The 18,413-nt window shown below is 56.0% G+C and carries 16 protein-coding genes and 3 tRNA genes; 18 read left to right on the top strand and 1 reads right to left on the bottom strand.

Features of this window, described 5'->3' with window-relative positions; all coding sequences use genetic code 11:
• Window positions 1–93: 93 nt before the first annotated feature.
• From orn to ACNQ0W_RS12275, 4 genes are all read left to right on the top strand, one after another.
• On the top strand, window positions 94–639 hold the full coding sequence (gene orn, locus ACNQ0W_RS12290) for an oligoribonuclease (protein ID WP_015572462.1): 546 nt from the start codon (window positions 94–96) through the stop codon (window positions 637–639).
• A 196-nt stretch (window positions 640–835) separates the two neighbouring features.
• Window positions 836–911 (top strand) — tRNA-Gly (locus tag ACNQ0W_RS12285).
• 45 nt (window positions 912–956) lie between these two features.
• Window positions 957–1,032, top strand: a tRNA-Gly gene (locus ACNQ0W_RS12280).
• 45 nt (window positions 1,033–1,077) lie between these two features.
• Window positions 1,078–1,153, top strand: a tRNA-Gly gene (locus ACNQ0W_RS12275).
• A 270-nt stretch (window positions 1,154–1,423) separates the two neighbouring features.
• Here the strand turns inward: ACNQ0W_RS12275 and queG are convergent.
• Window positions 1,424–2,563, bottom strand: a complete 1,140-nt coding sequence (gene queG, locus ACNQ0W_RS12270) for a tRNA epoxyqueuosine(34) reductase QueG (protein WP_116329939.1) — start codon at window positions 2,561–2,563, stop codon at window positions 1,424–1,426.
• Here queG and nnr point away from each other — a divergent pair.
• From nnr to rlmB, 14 genes are all read left to right on the top strand, one after another.
• The gene (gene nnr, locus ACNQ0W_RS12265; protein WP_062932484.1) at window positions 2,562–4,085 is read left to right on the top strand and encodes a bifunctional ADP-dependent NAD(P)H-hydrate dehydratase/NAD(P)H-hydrate epimerase; all 1,524 of its coding nucleotides are present in this window, start codon (window positions 2,562–2,564) and stop codon (window positions 4,083–4,085) included. The genes queG and nnr overlap by 2 nt on opposite strands.
• The gene (gene tsaE / locus ACNQ0W_RS12260) at window positions 4,078–4,539 is read left to right on the top strand and encodes a tRNA (adenosine(37)-N6)-threonylcarbamoyltransferase complex ATPase subunit type 1 TsaE (RefSeq protein WP_003855970.1); all 462 of its coding nucleotides are present in this window, start codon (window positions 4,078–4,080) and stop codon (window positions 4,537–4,539) included. The genes nnr and tsaE overlap by 8 nt, the downstream gene beginning before the upstream one ends.
• Before the next feature lie 16 nt (window positions 4,540–4,555).
• Window positions 4,556–5,896: an N-acetylmuramoyl-L-alanine amidase AmiB gene (gene amiB / locus ACNQ0W_RS12255; RefSeq protein ID WP_062932483.1), complete on the top strand. Its 1,341-nt coding sequence runs from the start codon at window positions 4,556–4,558 to the stop codon at window positions 5,894–5,896.
• A 9-nt stretch (window positions 5,897–5,905) separates the two neighbouring features.
• Window positions 5,906–7,750 (top strand): DNA mismatch repair endonuclease MutL, encoded by a 1,845-nt coding sequence (mutL, locus tag ACNQ0W_RS12250; RefSeq protein ID WP_047052629.1) that lies wholly within the window; start codon window positions 5,906–5,908, stop codon window positions 7,748–7,750.
• Window positions 7,743–8,693: a tRNA (adenosine(37)-N6)-dimethylallyltransferase MiaA gene (miaA, locus tag ACNQ0W_RS12245; protein WP_048247919.1), complete on the top strand. Its 951-nt coding sequence runs from the start codon at window positions 7,743–7,745 to the stop codon at window positions 8,691–8,693. The genes mutL and miaA overlap by 8 nt, the downstream gene beginning before the upstream one ends.
• 85 nt (window positions 8,694–8,778) lie before the next feature.
• Window positions 8,779–9,090, top strand: a complete 312-nt coding sequence (hfq, locus tag ACNQ0W_RS12240; protein WP_003855990.1) for an RNA chaperone Hfq — start codon at window positions 8,779–8,781, stop codon at window positions 9,088–9,090.
• Between the two features lie 74 nt (window positions 9,091–9,164).
• Window positions 9,165–10,445, top strand: coding sequence for a ribosome rescue GTPase HflX (gene hflX, locus ACNQ0W_RS12235; RefSeq protein ID WP_003855991.1), 1,281 nt, complete (start codon window positions 9,165–9,167; stop codon window positions 10,443–10,445).
• Window positions 10,446–10,501: 56 nt separating this feature from the next.
• On the top strand, window positions 10,502–11,761 hold the full coding sequence (gene hflK / locus ACNQ0W_RS12230) for an FtsH protease activity modulator HflK (RefSeq protein ID WP_047052628.1): 1,260 nt from the start codon (window positions 10,502–10,504) through the stop codon (window positions 11,759–11,761).
• Window positions 11,762–11,763: 2 nt separating this feature from the next.
• The gene (gene hflC / locus ACNQ0W_RS12225; RefSeq protein ID WP_003855994.1) at window positions 11,764–12,768 is read left to right on the top strand and encodes a protease modulator HflC; all 1,005 of its coding nucleotides are present in this window, start codon (window positions 11,764–11,766) and stop codon (window positions 12,766–12,768) included.
• A 71-nt stretch (window positions 12,769–12,839) separates the two neighbouring features.
• The gene (locus tag ACNQ0W_RS12220; RefSeq protein ID WP_003855996.1) at window positions 12,840–13,037 is read left to right on the top strand and encodes a DUF2065 domain-containing protein; all 198 of its coding nucleotides are present in this window, start codon (window positions 12,840–12,842) and stop codon (window positions 13,035–13,037) included.
• Between the two features lie 103 nt (window positions 13,038–13,140).
• On the top strand, window positions 13,141–14,439 hold the full coding sequence (locus ACNQ0W_RS12215; protein WP_003855997.1) for an adenylosuccinate synthase: 1,299 nt from the start codon (window positions 13,141–13,143) through the stop codon (window positions 14,437–14,439).
• A 192-nt stretch (window positions 14,440–14,631) separates the two neighbouring features.
• Window positions 14,632–15,057 (top strand): nitric oxide-sensing transcriptional repressor NsrR, encoded by a 426-nt coding sequence (nsrR, locus tag ACNQ0W_RS12210; protein ID WP_003855998.1) that lies wholly within the window; start codon window positions 14,632–14,634, stop codon window positions 15,055–15,057.
• Between the two features lie 38 nt (window positions 15,058–15,095).
• Complete coding sequence (gene rnr / locus ACNQ0W_RS12205; RefSeq protein ID WP_032104769.1) at window positions 15,096–17,537, top strand: ribonuclease R; 2,442 nt, start codon at window positions 15,096–15,098, stop codon at window positions 17,535–17,537.
• 64 nt (window positions 17,538–17,601) lie between these two features.
• On the top strand, window positions 17,602–18,333 hold the full coding sequence (gene rlmB, locus ACNQ0W_RS12200) for a 23S rRNA (guanosine(2251)-2'-O)-methyltransferase RlmB (protein ID WP_015572470.1): 732 nt from the start codon (window positions 17,602–17,604) through the stop codon (window positions 18,331–18,333).
• The last annotated feature ends 80 nt before the right edge of the window (window positions 18,334–18,413 follow it).

Here is an 18,413-nt window from a genome sequence, read left to right as displayed (position 1 = left end):
GGTCGCCCGTAGCGGGCAAAACCTCTATGATACACTCTAATTAATACTAGTTAACCTGCTACTGCCGGTTATGCGAGAAGGGTGGAAAATAACATGAGCGCGGACGAAAACAACCTGATTTGGATCGATCTGGAGATGACCGGCCTGGATCCCGAGCGCGATCGCATTATTGAGATCGCCACACTGGTCACCGATGCCAATCTCAATATTCTGGCGGAAGGCCCAACGATTGCCGTGCACCAGTCCGATGACCAGCTTGCGCTGATGGATGAGTGGAACGTGCGTACTCATACCGGCAGCGGGCTGGTAGAACGCGTGAAGGCCAGCTCCCTGGGCGACCGCGAAGCGGAGCTGGCGACGCTTGAATTTCTGAAGCAGTGGGTGCCGGCAGGAAAATCGCCTATCTGTGGCAACAGCATTGGTCAGGATCGTCGTTTCCTGTTTAAGTACATGCCGGAGCTGGAGTCCTACTTCCACTACCGCTATCTGGATGTGAGCACCCTGAAAGAGCTGGCCCGCCGCTGGAAACCGGAAATTCTCGACGGCTTTACAAAGCAGGGGACGCACCAGGCGATGGACGACATCCGTGAGTCTGTTGCGGAGCTGGCGTACTATCGCGAAAACTTTATTAAGCTCTGATTTTGCGATCCGGCGCCTTGCGTGGCCGGGTTTTTGTCGCTAAATTGTTCAGCTTGCCGATTAAATAAGCACTTGAACTGAATTTCAAAAAAATCGCTTTGAGGGGGGTTGCAGCTAAACGGATTTCTCGTATAATGCGCCTCCCGTAACGACAGAGAATTACACGTTACGACAGCAACAAAAGCAGTACAGATTTGCGGGAATAGCTCAGTTGGTAGAGCACGACCTTGCCAAGGTCGGGGTCGCGAGTTCGAGTCTCGTTTCCCGCTCCAAAATTTGAAAAGTATCGCAAGATACGCCAGCACCAGAACACCCAAGCGGGAATAGCTCAGTTGGTAGAGCACGACCTTGCCAAGGTCGGGGTCGCGAGTTCGAGTCTCGTTTCCCGCTCCAAAATTTGAAAGTATCGCAAGATACGCATAGCACCAGAACACCCAAGCGGGAATAGCTCAGTTGGTAGAGCACGACCTTGCCAAGGTCGGGGTCGCGAGTTCGAGTCTCGTTTCCCGCTCCAAATTCTTCTTCATCTCCAGATTATCCACAGCGAAGTGCTTCGTTGGGGACGTTTTCTATTATGTCTGAAATACTCTTGTGAACAGAGTTATCCACAGAAACCGTGATAAAACCAGTCTGTACGAAATGTTAGCAGGGTGAATAATATCTGCGTAATTCACTGTAATTTATAAAGAAAATTTGATTTCAAAATGTTATTGAGATCACTTGACCTGTTTGCCAGAGCTGATGGCGCCTGAATTCTTATTTTTATTCACAGCCTGTGAATATATCACACATCCCGCGGCAGCCCTTTTTCAATCACCCTGACTAGGCGCTGTTTCTTCGGTAACTGCACTTCAACCACGCCGGCATTTCGCTTCTCAATTTGCTGCGCAATCGCCCATTCTATGTGCTCATCAAGAAGTGGGTGCTCACCTCGACGGCTTTCGAGCGCCTGAAGATTTGCTTCATCCCACGGGGCATTCCCCAGCGCAACGGCCACATTACGCAGCCAGCGCAGGTGGCCGATACGACGTATGGCGGAACCTTCCGTCACCTTCAGGAACCAGGCTTCGCTCCAGGCGAACAGTTCGATCAACTGCGGGGCATGTAACGCCTTGCGCGAACTGAAGTCTTCTTCATCCGTCAACTGTGAATAACGGTTCCACGGACAAATCAGCTGGCAGTCATCACAGCCGTAGATGCGGTTGCCGATAAGCGGACGAAACTCCTCTGGAATGGCGCCTTCCAGCTCGATAGTGAGATAAGAGATACAGCGGCGCGCATCAACGGTATACGGTTCGACAATAGCGCCCGTCGGGCAGATGGTCATACAGGCCACACAGCGACCACAGCCTTCTTCCACCGGACCGTCTACCGGCAGGGGTAAATCAATCAGCAGTTCACCCAGGAAAAAGAATGAGCCCGCGTCGCGGCTTAAGATAAGTGAGTGCTTACCTGTCCAGCCGAGCCCGGCTTTTTCGGCGATCGGGCGCTCAAGAATAGGCGCAGAATCGACAAAGGGTCTAAAATTCAGCGAAACACAGTGCTGCTGAATGGTTTCCCCGAGCTTTTTTAGACGGTTGCGCAGAAGTTTATGGTAATCACGCCCCAGCGCGTATCGGCTGACGTAACCCAGCGAAGGATTTTTTAGCGTGCGCGCAAAGGCCGCGTTAGCAGGCAGATAGTTCATGCGTACGCTAATAACGCGCAGCGTACCCGGCAACAGCTCGTGGGGGCGGGCACGCATCATACCGTGACGCGCCATCCACTCCATCTCGCCGTGGTATTGTTTATCCAGCCATGCCTGGAGCTTAGGCTCGCTGGCAGAGAGGTCGGTATCAGTAATACCGACCTTCTGGAAGCCCAGTTCAGCACCCCACTGTTTTATTTTTTGCGCTAATTCATTGAGATCGAGGGGCTGTGACATGATGGACCATACTGTGAAGAAAAACCCCGCAAGTATACCACATTCCATCTGGCATGCGGATGACCTCCGTCGGGCCGAGAAAGAGGCCGCAGATAGCCTGGGCATTACCCTTTACGAACTGATGCAGCGCGCGGGCGAGGCGGCGTTTAACGTGGCGCGCACGGCTTATCCGGATGCCTCGCACTATCTGATCCTGTGCGGACACGGCAATAACGGTGGCGATGGCTATGTGGTGGCTCGTCTTGCGGTTGCGGCGGGGCTGCGCGTCACCCTGCTGGCGCTGGAGAGCGACAAGCCGTTACCGGAAGAAGCGGGCATGGCGAGAGAGGCCTGGCTGAATGCGGGGGGCATTATTCATGCGCCTGATATTGTCTGGCCCGAGGATGTCGACGTGATTGTTGATGGGCTGCTGGGGACGGGACTGATGCGCGCGCCTCGCGATGACGTCGCCGCGCTGATTACGCGCGCTAATGCGCACCCCGCCCCGGTGGTAGCGCTGGATATTCCCTCCGGCCTGATGGCGCAAACCGGCGCGACGCCGGGCGTGTCGATTGAGGCGGCGCACACCGTGACCTTTATCGCCCTGAAGCCGGGTTTGCTTACCGGTAAAGCGCGGGATGTCGTGGGCACGTTACACCACAACGCCCTGGGGCTGGAAAACTGGCTGGCCGGACAGGATACCCACATCACCCGCTTTGATGACTCCCTGCTTGCACAGTGGCTGCCGCCGCGCCGTCCCACCTCCCATAAGGGCGACCATGGCCGACTGCTGATTATCGGCGGCGATCGCGGTACGGCAGGTGCGATTCGTATGACCGGAGAGGCCGCGTTGCGCAGCGGCGCCGGATTAATACGCGTGCTGACCCGCAGCGAAAACATTCCGCCCATTATTACCGCGCGGCCGGAGCTGATGGTCCACGAGCTTACCCCGCAGGCGATTGAAGAGGGTCTTGAGTGGGCGGACGTGGTGGTCATTGGTCCGGGCCTGGGTCAGCAGGAGTGGGGCAAACAGGCCCTGCAAAAGGCCGAGAATTTTCGTAAACCGATGCTCTGGGATGCCGACGCGCTTAACCTTCTGGCAATAAACCCGGATAAGCGTCACAATCGCATTCTGACGCCGCACCCCGGCGAAGCCGCACGGCTGCTTAACTGTAGCGTGGCAGAAATTGAAAGCGATCGCTTACTTTCAGCCCAACGTCTGGTAAAACGTTACGGAGGTGTTGCCGTTTTGAAAGGGGCGGGGACCGTTATCGCCAGCGATGATGCGATGGGCATCGTTGATGCCGGTAATGCAGGCATGGCGAGCGGCGGCATGGGCGATGTGCTCTCTGGCATCATTGGCGCATTGCTCGGACAGAAACTTCCCCTTTATGATGCAGCCTGTGCGGGCTGCGTGGCCCACGGTGCGGCGGCTGACAGGCTGGCTGCTCGTTACGGAACGCGCGGAATGCTGGCCACCGATCTTTTTTGCACGCTGCGGCGTGTTGTTAACCCGGATGTGATTGACGTAGAAAATGACTAATCGAGCGATTCCTTTACCTGATGAACAAGCCACTTTAGATCTCGGCAAGCGCGTGGCGCAGGCCTGTCAGGGGGCGACCGTCATTTATCTGTATGGTGATTTAGGCGCGGGTAAAACAACCTTCAGCCGTGGCTTTTTGCAGGCGTTAGGCCATAACGGGAACGTAAAAAGCCCGACCTATACGCTGGTAGAACCGTACACGCTTGAAAATATCATGGTGTACCACTTTGATTTATATCGTCTTGCGGATCCTGAGGAGCTGGAATTTATGGGGATCCGCGATTACTTTGCCAACGACGCCATCTGCCTGGTGGAGTGGCCGCAACAAGGTGCGGGTGTGCTGCCTGACCCGGATGTCGAAATTCACTTAGATTACCAGGCACAAGGGCGTGAGGCGCGCATCAGTGCGGTTTCCTCATCAGGCTGTTCCTTACTGGCGCGTTTAGCCGGTTGAGCGTAGGGATAACGGGATGATTAATCGCGTTAAAGGTTGGGTGCTGGCTGCCACGGTCCTGCTGTGCGCGCAGGCCGGGGCGGCCAGCCTCTCGGATATTCAGGTGTCGAATGGCGATAGCCAGGCCCGTATTACGTTCAGCTTTATGGGCGATCCTGAATATGCTTTCTCACAAATCGACAGCCGCAGCGTGGCGCTCGATATTAAACAGACCGGGGTGATCCAGGGGCTGCCGCTCCAGTTCAGCGGCAACAATCTGGTGAAAAGCATCCGTTCGGGAACGCCGAAGGATGCGCAGTCTCTGCGTCTGGTGGTCGATCTCACCGAAAAGGGCAAAACGAAGGCGGTTAAGCAGCAAAACGGCGCCAATTATACGGTGGTCTTTACCATTAATGCTGATGTTCCGCCGCCGCCACCGCCTGCACCTGTTGTAGCAAAACGCGTGGAAGCGCCGGTTTATACTCCAGGGCCGTCTGAGCCAGCCCGTAATCCGTTTAAATCACAAAATGACCGACTTACCGCCGTGACCAGCAGCAACACGGTGACGCGTCCGGCGGTCAGCGCGCGGCGTACGCCGGTCAGTGGCGACAAAGTGATTATCGCCATTGACGCCGGACACGGCGGGCAAGATCCTGGCGCGATTGGTCCGGGCGGCACGCGGGAGAAAAACGTCACTATCGCCATTGCCCGTAAGCTGCGTGCGCTTCTGAATGACGATCCGATGTTTAAAGGGGTCATGACCCGCGACGGAGATTACTTTATTTCAGTGATGGGACGCTCGGATGTGGCGCGTAAGCAAAACGCCAACTTCCTGGTGTCGATTCACGCGGATGCTGCGCCGAACCGTAACGCCACCGGCGCGTCGGTATGGGTGCTGTCGAACCGTCGCGCCAACAGTGAAATGGCGAACTGGCTTGAAGAGCACGAGAAGCAGTCTGAACTGTTAGGCGGGGCAGGCGATGTGCTGGCAAACAGCCAGGCCGATCCGTATCTCAGCCAGGCGGTGCTGGATTTACAGTTCGGTCATTCTCAGCGCGTCGGGTATGATGTCGCCACTAACGTACTGAGTCAGCTGCAAAGCATTGGATCGCTGCATAAGCGTCGCCCTGAGCATGCAAGCCTCGGTGTCCTGCGTTCACCGGATATCCCGTCGATTCTGGTAGAGACGGGCTTTATCAGTAACCACGGTGAAGAGCGTTTACTGGGAAGCGACAGCTATCAGCAGCAAATTGCCGAAGCGATTTATAACGGTCTGCGTAAATACTTTGACGCGCATCCGCTTCAGTCTGCGCCGCAGGGCGGGGCCGCCCAGACGGCAAGCGCCGCGCTGCCGGGTGAGATGACCGCGACTAATTAAGGAGAGTTCATGCCGATTCAGGTTCTACCGCCGCAGCTCGCGAACCAAATCGCCGCCGGTGAGGTGGTGGAACGCCCTGCGTCGGTGGTGAAGGAACTGGTGGAAAACAGCCTCGATGCAGGGGCGACCCGCATTGATATCGATATCGAACGCGGGGGTGCAAAGCTTATCCGCATTCGTGATAACGGCTGTGGCATCAAAAAGGACGAGCTGGCGCTGGCGCTGGCGCGTCATGCCACCAGTAAAATTGCCTCACTTGACGATCTGGAAGCGATTATCAGCCTGGGTTTTCGCGGCGAAGCGCTGGCCAGTATCAGCTCCGTTTCCCGCTTAACGTTGACCTCCCGCACGGCCGACCAGCAGGAAGCCTGGCAGGCCTACGCCGAAGGGCGCGATATGGACGTCACGGTTAAACCTGCGGCGCACCCGGTAGGCACCACGCTTGAAGTGCTGGATCTCTTCTATAACACCCCCGCCCGGCGCAAGTTTATGCGAACCGAGAAGACCGAATTCGGACATATCGATGAGATCATCCGCCGCATTGCGCTGGCGCGCTTTGATGTCACCCTCAACCTCAGCCATAACGGTAAGGTGATGCGCCAGTACCGCGCGGTGGCGGAGGGTGGACAAAAGGAGCGTCGGTTGGGCGCCATCTGCGGCACACCGTTTCTGGAAAAGGCGCTGGCCATTGAGTGGCAGCATGGCGATCTGGCCCTGCGCGGCTGGGTAGCCGATCCGAACGCCAGCAGCGCCGCGTTCGCAGAAATTCAGTATTGCTACGTCAACGGCCGCATGATGCGCGACCGCCTGATTAACCACGCTATTCGACAGGCCTGCGAAGATAAGCTCGGCGCCGATCAACAGCCCGCCTTTGTGCTTTATCTGGAGATCGACCCGCATCAGGTTGACGTTAACGTGCACCCCGCGAAGCACGAGGTGCGTTTCCACCAGTCGCGCCTGGTGCATGATTTCATCTACCAGGGCGTTGCCGCTGTATTGCAGCAGCAGGCAGAGCCAGAGTTGCCGCTGGCAAAAGAAGAGCCCGCGCCGCGCCCACTGCCGGAAAACCGCGTGGCGGCCGGGCGTAACCATTTTGCCGAACCGGCGGTCGCGCGCGAGCCGGCTGCTCCACGTTTATCCCCGGCGGGCAACGCGCCGCGACCAACCGGTGCCAACTATCCCAACGCTCAGCCGGGCTACCACAAACAGCAGGGGGCGCTGTACCGCAAACTGCTGGATACGCCGGCGGTGGAGCATAAAGAGCACATCACGGTTTCAACCCCCTCTCTGGATGGGCATAGCCAGAGTTTTGGTCGGGTATTGACCATTATTGCTCCCGACATGGCGTTGCTTGAACGCGAAGGTAAACTGCTGTTGCTGGCGCTTTCCGTGGCGGAGCGCTGGCTCAAACAGGCGCAGTTAACCCCGGGGGTGAATGCCGCCTGCGCGCAGCCGCTGTTGATCCCCGTTCGCCTGAAAATAACCCCTGAAGAAACAGGGGTTTTGCGGCGCGTGCAGACGCAACTGGCCGAAATGGGGATTGAAATCGTACTGGACGCGCAGCATGTGACAATTCGCGCAGTGCCTTTACCCTTACGCCAACAAAATTTACAAAACTTGATTCCTGAACTGATAGGCTACCTGGCGCAGCAAACGACGTTTGATGCCGCCGATACCGCGCAGTGGATCGCCCGCCATCTGGCCAGCGAGCATGCACCGTGGAGTATGGCGCAGGCGATTACCGTTCTGGCGGAGGTGGAGCGCCTCTGTCCACAGCTGGTGAAAGCGCCTCCAGGTGGCTTGTTACAACCTGTTGATTTACAAACGGCGATGACCGCCCTGAAACATGACTGAAGTAAGTAAGGCGAGCCTGCCAAAGGCGATTTTTTTAATGGGGCCAACGGCCTCCGGTAAAACGGCGTTAGCCATTGAGTTACGTAAAGTTTTGCCAGTAGAGTTGATTAGCGTTGATTCAGCCCTCATCTACCGAGGGATGGACATCGGCACGGCGAAGCCCAACGCAGACGAACTGCGTGCGGCACCGCACCGTTTACTGGATATTCTCGACCCGGCACAGGCTTACTCCGCGGCAGATTTTCGCCGCGACGCCTTAGCCGAGATGGCCGAGATTACCGCCGCGGGACGCATACCGCTGTTAGTTGGCGGCACGATGCTCTACTTTAAGGCGCTGCTGGAGGGGTTATCGCCTCTGCCATCGGCCGATCCGGAAGTGAGAGCGAAGATTGAGCGGCAGGCGGCAGAGCAGGGGTGGGACGTTTTGCACAGGCAACTGGAAGAGATTGACCCGGTTGCCGCAGCGCGGATCCACCCAAACGATCCGCAAAGGCTTTCCCGGGCACTGGAAGTTTTTTTCATTTCGGGTAAAACTTTAACGGAACTGACGCAAACGTCAGGAGACGCTCTGCCGTATCAGGTGCATCAGTTCGCCATCGCCCCGGCGAGCCGTGAACTGCTCCATCAACGAATTGAGCAGCGTTTTCATCAGATGTTGGCTTCAGATTTTGAAGCAGAAGTGCGGGCGCTTTTTGCCCGTGGAGATTTGCATACGGACATGCCTTCCATTCGTTGTGTGGGATACCGCCAGATGTGGTCGTATCTTGAAGGTGAGATTTCATACGATGAAATGGTTTATCGAGGTGTTTGCGCCACGAGACAGTTAGCGAAGCGCCAGATCACCTGGTTACGCGGTTGGGAGGGGGTTCACTGGTTAGACAGTGAAAAACCACAACAGGCGTTAAACGAAGTGATTGAGGTTATTGGTGATATCGCTGACTGAATGTGTACAATTAAGCCGTATCGTGCGCAATTTTTCAGAATCGCAAGGTTCTAAGTACAAAACAAGCATATAAGGAAAAGATAGAATGGCTAAGGGGCAATCTTTACAAGATCCGTTCCTGAACGCATTGCGTCGGGAGCGTGTTCCAGTTTCTATTTATTTGGTGAATGGTATTAAGCTGCAAGGTCAGATTGAGTCTTTCGATCAGTTCGTGATCCTGTTGAAAAACACGGTCAGCCAGATGGTCTATAAGCACGCGATTTCTACTGTTGTTCCGTCCCGTCCGGTATCTCATCACAGCAATAACGCTGGCGGCGGCACTGGCAGTAACTACCATCACGGCAGCAACGCGCAGGGTTCTTCAACACCAGCGCAGGACAGCGAAGAAACCGAATAAGGTTTTGGGCTGTTATCCACACGGGGAGCCAGGGATCCTGCGTTCCCCGCTGATCTTTTTAGAGAGGTTTACGCTTGTTTGACCGTTATGACGCCGGTGAGCAGGCGGTGCTGGTACACATCTATTTTTCGCAAGACAAAGATATGGAAGACCTCCAGGAGTTTGAATCTCTGGTCTCTTCCGCCGGTGTCGAAGCAATGCAGGTGATTACCGGTAGCCGTAAAGCGCCGCACCCGAAGTACTTTGTTGGTGAAGGTAAAGCAGTTGAAATTGCGGATGCCGTAAAAGCAACCGGCGCATCCGTTGTGCTGTTTGATCATGCGCTGTCTCCGGCTCAGGAACGTAACCTGGAAGCTCTCTGCGAATGCCGTGTAATCGATCGCACGGGGTTGATCTTAGATATTTTTGCTCAGCGTGCGCGTACCCACGAGGGTAAGTTGCAGGTTGAGCTGGCGCAGTTGCGCCATCTGGCGACGCGTCTGGTGCGTGGCTGGACACACCTTGAAAGACAAAAAGGCGGGATTGGTTTGCGCGGCCCGGGTGAAACCCAGCTCGAAACCGACCGCCGTTTGCTGCGTGGGCGTATAACCCAGATCCTTTCACGTCTGGAACGTGTAGAGAAACAGCGCGAACAGGGGCGTCGGGCGCGAACGAAAGCCGATATCCCAACGGTGTCGCTGGTGGGCTATACCAACGCCGGTAAATCCACCCTGTTTAACCAGATAACCGAGGCCCAGGTGTATGCCGCAGACCAGCTGTTTGCGACCCTGGACCCAACCCTGCGCCGTATTGACGTCGCAGACGTCGGTGAAACGGTGCTGGCGGATACCGTAGGGTTTATCCGCCATCTGCCGCACGATCTGGTCGCGGCGTTTAAAGCGACGTTGCAGGAGACGCGTCAGGCGACCCTGCTGCTGCACGTCATTGATGCGGCGGACGTACGCGTGCAGGAAAACATCGACGCGGTGAACGTGGTGCTCGAAGAGATCGACGCCCATGAAATTCCCACCCTGTTGGTGATGAACAAGATCGATATGCTGGACGATTTCGAACCGCGTATTGACCGAGACGAAGAGAACAAACCGATTCGGGTCTGGCTGTCTGCTCAGGCCGGGATTGGTGTGCCACTGCTTTTCCAGGCTTTGACAGAACGTCTTTCCGGTGAGGTAGCTCAGCACACGCTGCGACTGCCGCCACAGGAAGGCAGGCTGCGCAGCCGGTTTTATCAGCTTCAGGCGATAGAAAAAGAGTGGATGGAGGATGACGGCAGCGTGGGGATGCAGGTGCGTATGCCGATCGTTGACTGGCGTCGCCTCTGTAAACAAGAACCTGCGCTGGCGGACTATATCGTCTGATCAGAAAGGGGAAGCCTGAAAAATTCGCCCTTGCATAACAAATATGGAGCATATACATGGCGTGGAATCAGCCCGGTAATAACGGACAAGACCGCGACCCGTGGGGAAGCAGCAATAATCAAGGCGGCAACTCTGGGGGAAATGGCAACAAAGGTGGTCGCGAGCAGGGGCCGCCGGATCTGGATGATATCTTCCGCAAACTGAGCAAAAAGCTTGGTGGCCTTGGCGGAGGAAAAGGTTCTGGCTCGGGTGGCAATTCCACTCAGAGTCCGCGCCCGCCAATGGGTGGCCGCGTGGTGGGCATTGTCGCCGCTGCGGTGGTAATCATCTGGGCAGCCAGCGGGTTCTACACCATTAAAGAAGCAGAACGCGGCGTGGTCACCCGTTTCGGTAAGTTCAGCCATCTGGTTGAGCCGGGCCTGAACTGGAAGCCGACCTTCATCGATGACGTGACCGCGGTCAACGTAGAGTCCGTCCGTGAACTGGCGGCCTCTGGCGTGATGCTGACCTCTGACGAGAACGTGGTGCGCGTTGAGATGAACGTGCAGTACCGCGTGACCGATCCTGAACGTTATCTGTTTAGCGTGACCAGCGCCGATGACAGCCTGCGTCAGGCGACCGACAGCGCCCTGCGTGGCGTGATCGGTAAATACACCATGGACCGTATCCTGACCGAAGGTCGTACCGTTATTCGTAGCGATACCCAGCGTGAGCTGGAAGAGACCATCCGTCCGTACAACATGGGTATCACCCTGCTGGACGTCAACTTCCAGGCTGCACGTCCGCCGGAAGAGGTGAAAGCCGCGTTTGACGATGCGATTGCCGCGCGTGAAAACGAACAGCAGTACATCCGTGAAGCGGAAGCGTACACCAACGAAGTTCAGCCGCGTGCAAACGGTCAGGCGCAGCGTATTCTGGAAGAAGCGCGTGCGTATAAGACCCAGACCATCCTGGAAGCACAGGGTGAAGTGGCTCGCTTCGCGAAGATCCTGCCGGAATATAAAGCCGCGCCGGAAATTACCCGTGAGCGTCTCTATATCGAGACCATGGAAAAAGTGCTGAGCCATACGCGTAAAGTGCTGGTTAACGACAACAAAGGCGGAAACCTGATGGTCCTGCCGCTGGATCAGATGCTGAAAGGCAGCTCTGCACCGGCAGCAAAAGACAACAGCGGTGCGAACAACCTGCTGCGTCTGCCACCGGCCTCGTCTGGCAGCGCCAGCGCGAACACAACGCCTTCTTCGAACGATGGTGACATTATGGACCAACGCCGTGCTAACGCGCAGCGTAACGACTACCAGCGTCAGGGGGAATAAGGATGCGTAAGTCAGTTATTGCGATCATCATCATCGTACTGGTCGTGCTCTACACCTCCATCTTTGTGGTGAAAGAGGGCGAACGTGGGATCAAGTTCCAGTTCAGCAGCGTCGTGCGTGACGGCGACAAGCGTCCGGTGATTTATGAGCCGGGTCTGCACTTCAAGATCCCGTTCATTCAGTCAGTGAAAACGCTCGATGCGCGTATCCAGACCATGGATAACCAGGCCGATCGTTTCGTGACCAAAGAGAAGAAAGACCTGATCGTTGATTCCTATATCAAATGGCGCATCAGCGATTTCAGCCGCTACTTCCTGGCAACCGGGGGTGGCGACGTTTCTCAGGCAGAAGTGCTGCTGAAACGTAAGTTCTCTGACCGTCTGCGTTCTGAAATTGGTCGTCTGGATGTGAAAGACATCGTGACCGACTCCCGTGGTCGTCTGACGCTGGAAGTGCGTGATGCGCTGAACTCCGGCTCTGCGGGCACCGAGGATGAAGTTGAAACCCCGGCGGCAGACGATGCCATTGCCAAAGCGGCTGAACGTGTTCAGGCTGAAACCAACGGTAAAGTGCCGGTGATCAACCCGAACAGTATGGCTGCTCTGGGCATCGAAGTGGTTGATGTGCGCATCAAGCAGATCAACCTGCCAGCGGAAGTGTCCGAGGCGATCTACAACCGTATGCGCGCCGAGCGTGAAGCGGTAGCCCGTCGTCACCGTTCACAGGGTCAGGAAGAAGCGGAAAAACTGCGCGCGGCAGCGGACTATGAAGTCACCAAGACGCTGGCGGAATCTGAGCGCCAGGGTCGTATCCTGCGCGGTGAAGGTGATGCCGAAGCGGCGAAACTGTTTGCTGATGCATTCAGCCAGGATCCAGACTTCTATGCCTTCATCCGTAGCCTTCGCGCTTACGAGAATAGCTTCAAGAGCAACCAGGATGTAATGGTGCTCAGTCCGGACAGCGATTTCTTCCGTTATATGAAGACGCCGACCAACGCAACGCGATAAACTCAGGCTTGTTTGAGTATTCAAACCACCGCTCTTCACGGAGCGGTGGTTTTCTTTTATAAGGATGAAAAATGAACTCCACGATCTGGCTCGCACTGGCCCTGGTTTTGGTGCTGGAAGGCCTCGGCCCGATGCTCTATCCGCGCGCATGGCGCCGGATGATCGCGACAATGAGCCAACTCCCGGATAATATTTTGCGTCGTTTTGGCGGTGGTCTTGTGGTTGCCGGTATCGTTATCTACTACATGTTGAGGAAAACGATTGGCTGATCAAAAACTAACCGCAATTGGCATATTTTAGGGTCAAAAAGTGCTGTATATCTGAAAAAGCGATGGTAGAATCCATTTTTAAGCAAACGGTGATTTTGAAAAAATGGGTAACAACGTCGTCGTACTGGGCACCCAATGGGGTGACGAAGGTAAAGGGAAGATTGTTGATCTTCTGACTGAACGGGCTAAATATGTTGTACGCTACCAGGGCGGTCACAACGCAGGCCATACTCTCGTAATCAACGGTGAAAAAACCGTCCTCCATCTTATTCCATCAGGCATTCTTCGCGAAAACGTCACCAGCATCATCGGTAACGGCGTTGTGCTGTCTCCAGCTGCGCTGATGAAAGAGATGAAAGGTCTGGAAGACCGTGGTATCCCTGTTCGTGAGCGTCTGCTGCTCTCCGAAGCCTGCCCGTTGATCCTGGATTATCACGTGGCGCTGGACGTGGCGCGTGAAAAAGCGCGTGGCGCGAAAGCGATCGGCACCACCGGTCGTGGTATCGGCCCGGCTTACGAAGATAAAGTGGCTCGTCGTGGTCTGCGCGTGGGCGACCTCTTCGACAAAGCGACCTTCGCTGAAAAACTGAAAGAAGTGATGGAATATCACAACTTCCAGCTGGTGAACTTCTACAAAGCCGAAGCCGTTGACTACCAGAAAGTACTGGATGACGTCATGGCGATTGCTGATATTCTGACCGGTATGGTTGTTGATGTGTCCGATCTGCTGGACCAGGCGCGCAAGCGTGGCGATTTCGTCATGTTTGAAGGTGCGCAGGGTACGCTGCTGGACATCGACCACGGTACCTATCCGTACGTAACGTCCTCTAACACCACTGCGGGTGGCGTGGCGACTGGCTCCGGCCTGGGCCCGCGTTATGTCGATTACGTTCTGGGCATCATCAAAGCGTACTCCACTCGCGTGGGTGCGGGTCCATTCCCGACCGAACTGTTTGATGAGACCGGCGAGTTCCTCTGCAAGCAGGGTAACGAGTTTGGCGCGACCACCGGTCGTCGTCGTCGTACCGGCTGGCTGGACGCCGTTGCCGTACGTCGCGCTGTGCAGATCAACTCCCTGTCTGGCTTCTGCCTGACCAAGCTGGACGTACTGGACGGCCTGAAAGAAGTGAAAATCTGCGTAGGCTACCGCATGCCAGATGGCCGCGAAGTGACCACCACTCCGCTGGCTGCTGACGACTGGGAAGGCATTGAGCCAATCTACGAAACCATGCCGGGCTGGTCTGAGACCACCTTCGGTGTGAAAGAGCGTAGTGGCCTGCCAAAAGCCGCGCTGGACTACATCAAGCGCATTGAAGAACTGACCGAAGTGCCGATCGATATTATTTCTACCGGCCCGGATCGTACTGAAACGATGATCCTGCGCGACCCGTTCGACGCATAATCTTCGTGACTGCTGGCCTGCGGGGAAACCCGTAGGCCGGATAAGCGCAGCGCCATCCGGCGACCGCTCCTGGATCTCCGCTTTTTCGCCCCGTCTGTCAAATAAATTAGCCGCTAACTATCTGGCTGGTTTATCATCATTAATGAATATCTCTGCGGTTTGACCGCGTTTTCCCTTTTTCCTGAGGTTGATGTGCAGTTAACAAGTTTCACCGATTACGGCTTACGCGCGCTGATTTACATGGCGTCGTTACCCGATGGGAAGATGACCAGCATCTCTGAAGTCACAGAGGTGTACGGTGTGTCCCGTAATCATATGGTCAAAATAATCAATCAACTTAGTCGTGCCGGATACGTTGCTGCCGTCCGCGGGAAGAATGGAGGGATCCGTCTCGGTAAACCGGCGCAGAGTATCCGTATTGGCGATGTGGTACGTGAACTGGAGCCGCTCTCTCTGGTGAACTGTAGCAGCGCGTTCTGCCACATTACGCCCGCTTGCCGCCTGAAACAGGCGCTTTCAAAGGCCGTGCAAAGTTTTCTCAAGGAACTGGATAACTACACGCTGGCCGATTTGGTTGAAGAGAATCAACCGCTTTATAAATTATTGCTGGTGGAATGAAGAAAATTTCCACCGGAGCTGACAACGGAGGAACCGACATGTCACAAGATCCTTTCCAGGAACGCGAAGCCGAAAAATACGCGAATCCTATCCCCAGCCGCGAGTTCATCATTGAACACTTAACAAAACGCGAAAAACCCGCCAATCGTGAAGAACTTGCCGTTGAATTAAACATTGAAGGTGAAGAGCAAATTGAAGCCCTTCGCCGCCGCCTGCGCGCCATGGAGCGTGACGGGCAACTGGTCTTTACTCGTCGCCAGTGCTACGCGCTGCCAGAGCGCCTCGACCTGCTGAAAGGCACCGTTATTGGTCATCGTGATGGTTTTGGTTTCCTGCGCGTGGAAGGCCGTAAAGACGACCTGTACCTCTCATCCGAACAGATGAAGATGTGTATTCACGGCGACCAGATCCTGGCGCAGCCGCTGGGTGCAGATCGTAAAGGGCGCCGCGAAGCGCGCGTGGTTCGCGTGCTGGTGCCGAAAACCAGCCAGATTGTGGGCCGTTACTTTACCGATGCGGGCGTAGGCTTTGTGGTGCCGGACGACAGCCGTCTGAGCTTCGACATTCTCATTCCGCCTGAAGAGGTGATGGGCGCACGCATGGGTTTTGTGGTGGTGGTGGAACTCACCCAGCGCCCAACCCGTCGCACCAAAGCGGTGGGTAAAATCGTTGAAGTGCTGGGCGATAACATGGGCACCGGCATGGCCGTCGATATGGCGCTGCGTACCCATGAAATTCCGTATGTCTGGCCGAAAGCGGTTGAAGATCAGATTGAAAACCTGCGTGAAGAAGTGCCGGAAGAGTCCAAAGCAGGCCGCGTGGATCTGCGCGATCTGCCGCTGGTCACCATTGATGGTGAAGACGCCCGTGACTTCGATGATGCCGTATATTGTGAGAAAAAACGCGGTGGCGGCTGGCGTCTGTGGGTGGCCATTGCGGATGTGAGTTATTACGTACGTCCACACACGCCGCTGGATAACGAAGCGCGCAGCCGCGGTACGTCGGTCTACTTCCCGTCGCAGGTTGTACCGATGCTGCCAGAAGTGCTCTCTAACGGCCTGTGTTCCCTCAACCCGCAGGTGGACCGCCTGTGTATGGTCTGCGAAATGACTATCTCCAGCAAGGGGCGTCTGACGGGCTATAAGTTCTACGAAGCGGTGATGAGTTCTCATGCGCGCCTGACCTATACCAAGGTCTGGCATATGTTGCAGGGCGATCAGGATCTGCGCGAACAGTACGCGCCGCTGGTCAAACACATCGAAGAGCTGCACAACCTCTACAAAACGCTGGATCAGGCGCGCGAAGAGCGCGGTGGGATCTCGTTTGAGAGTGAAGAGGCGAAGTTCATCTTTAACGCTGAGCGTCGTATCGAGCGTATCGAGCAGACCCAGCGTAACGATGCGCACAAGTTGATTGAAGAGTGTATGATCCTGGCGAACATCTCGGCGGCACGTTTCGTTGAGAAAGCCAAAGAGCCTGCGCTGTTCCGTATTCACGACAAGCCAACTACGGAAGCCGTGACCTCGTTCCGCTCTGTGCTGGCTGAACTCGGCCTGGAGCTGCCTGGCGGTAATAAGCCTGAGCCGCGCGATTACGCCGAGCTGCTGGAATCCATCAGCGATCGTCCTGACGCGGAAATGCTGCAAACCATGCTGCTGCGCTCCATGAAGCAGGCGATTTACGATCCGGAAAATCGGGGCCACTTTGGTCTGGCCTTACAGTCGTACGCGCACTTCACCTCGCCGATCCGCCGTTATCCGGATCTGTCCCTGCACCGTGCGATCAAGTATTTGCTGGCGCACGAGCAGGGTCATAAAGGTAACACGACCGAAACCGGAGGGTATCACTACTCCATGGAAGAGATGCTGCAACTGGGCCAGCACTGTTCCATGACAGAGCGTCGTGCGGATGAAGCGACGCGCGACGTGGCGGACTGGCTGAAGTGTGACTTTATGCTGGATCAGGTGGGTAACGTCTTTAAAGGCGTGATTGCCAGCGTCACCGGCTTTGGCTTCTTCGTGCGTCTGGATGAGCTGTTTATCGACGGTCTGGTGCACGTTTCCAGCCTCGATAACGATTACTACCGCTTCGACCAGGTCGGACAACGTCTGATCGGCGAATCCGGCGGCCAGACCTACCGTCTGGGCGATCGGGTGGAAGTGAAGGTTGAAGCCGTGAATATGGACGACCGTAAAATCGACTTCAGCCTCATCTCCAGCGAACGTGCTCCGCGTAACGTCGGGAAAACCGAGCGTGAGAAAGCGAAAAAAGGCGGCAACGGTAAAGCGGGCGGCAAGCGACGTCAGGCAGGTAAAAGAGTAAACTTTGAGCCAGACAGCGCTTTCCGTGGTGAGAAGAAACAGAAGCCCAAGGCGGCGAAAAAAGACGCGCGTAAAGCGAAAAAACCGTCGACCAAGACCCAAAAAATAGCGGCCGCGACCAAAGCGAAGCGCGCGGCGAAGAAACAGCAGGCGGAGTAATTTCCCCTCACCCTGACCCTCTCCCTGACAGGGAGAGGGAAAATATTTATTACGAGAACCATCAATGAGTGAAATGATTTACGGCATCCACGCGGTGCAGGCCCTGCTGGAGCGCGCGCCGGAGCGTTTTCAGGAAGTTTTTATTCTGAAAGGGCGTGAAGACAAACGTCTGATGCCGCTGATCCACGCGCTGGAAGCGCAGGGCGTAGTGATCCAGCTGGCGAACCGCCAGTATCTGGATGAAAAAAGCGAAGGTGCTGTACACCAGGGCATTATCGCGCGCGTGAAGCCAGGCCGTCAGTATCAGGAGAACGATTTGCCGGATCTGATCGCCGGGCTGGAGAACCCGTTCTTCCTGATCCTCGATGGCGTAACCGACCCACATAACCTGGGCGCGTGCCTGCGTAGCGCCGATGCAGCAGGCGTGCATGCGGTGATTGTGCCAAAAGATCGCTCCGCGCAGCTTAACGCTACCGCTAAAAAAGTCGCCTGCGGCGCGGCGGAAAACGTCCCGTTGATCCGCGTGACTAACCTGGCGCGCACCATGCGTCTGTTGCAGGAAGAAAATATCTGGATCGTGGGAACCGCTGGTGAAGCGGATCACACCCTGTACCAGAGCAAAATGACCGGCCGTATGGCGCTGGTGATGGGAGCGGAAGGCGAAGGTATGCGTCGTCTGACGCGCGAGCACTGCGATGAGCTGATCAGCATCCCGATGGCGGGCAGCGTATCGTCCCTGAACGTTTCTGTTGCGACGGGTATCTGCCTGTTTGAAGCGGTGCGTCAGCGCGGGTAGCCTGTTGTGCCGGGTGGCGGCTTCGCCTTACCCGGCCTACAAAAGCATGGTAACGTAGGCCCGCTAAGCGCAGCGCCACC

The sequence above is a fragment of the Enterobacter cloacae complex sp. 6730903 genome (assembly GCF_048283985.1).
Lineage (GTDB): Bacteria > Pseudomonadota > Gammaproteobacteria > Enterobacterales > Enterobacteriaceae > Enterobacter > Enterobacter hormaechei_C.
The sequence above is the reverse complement of the archived record's forward strand: the minus strand, read 5'-3'. Positions and strand labels throughout refer to the sequence as shown.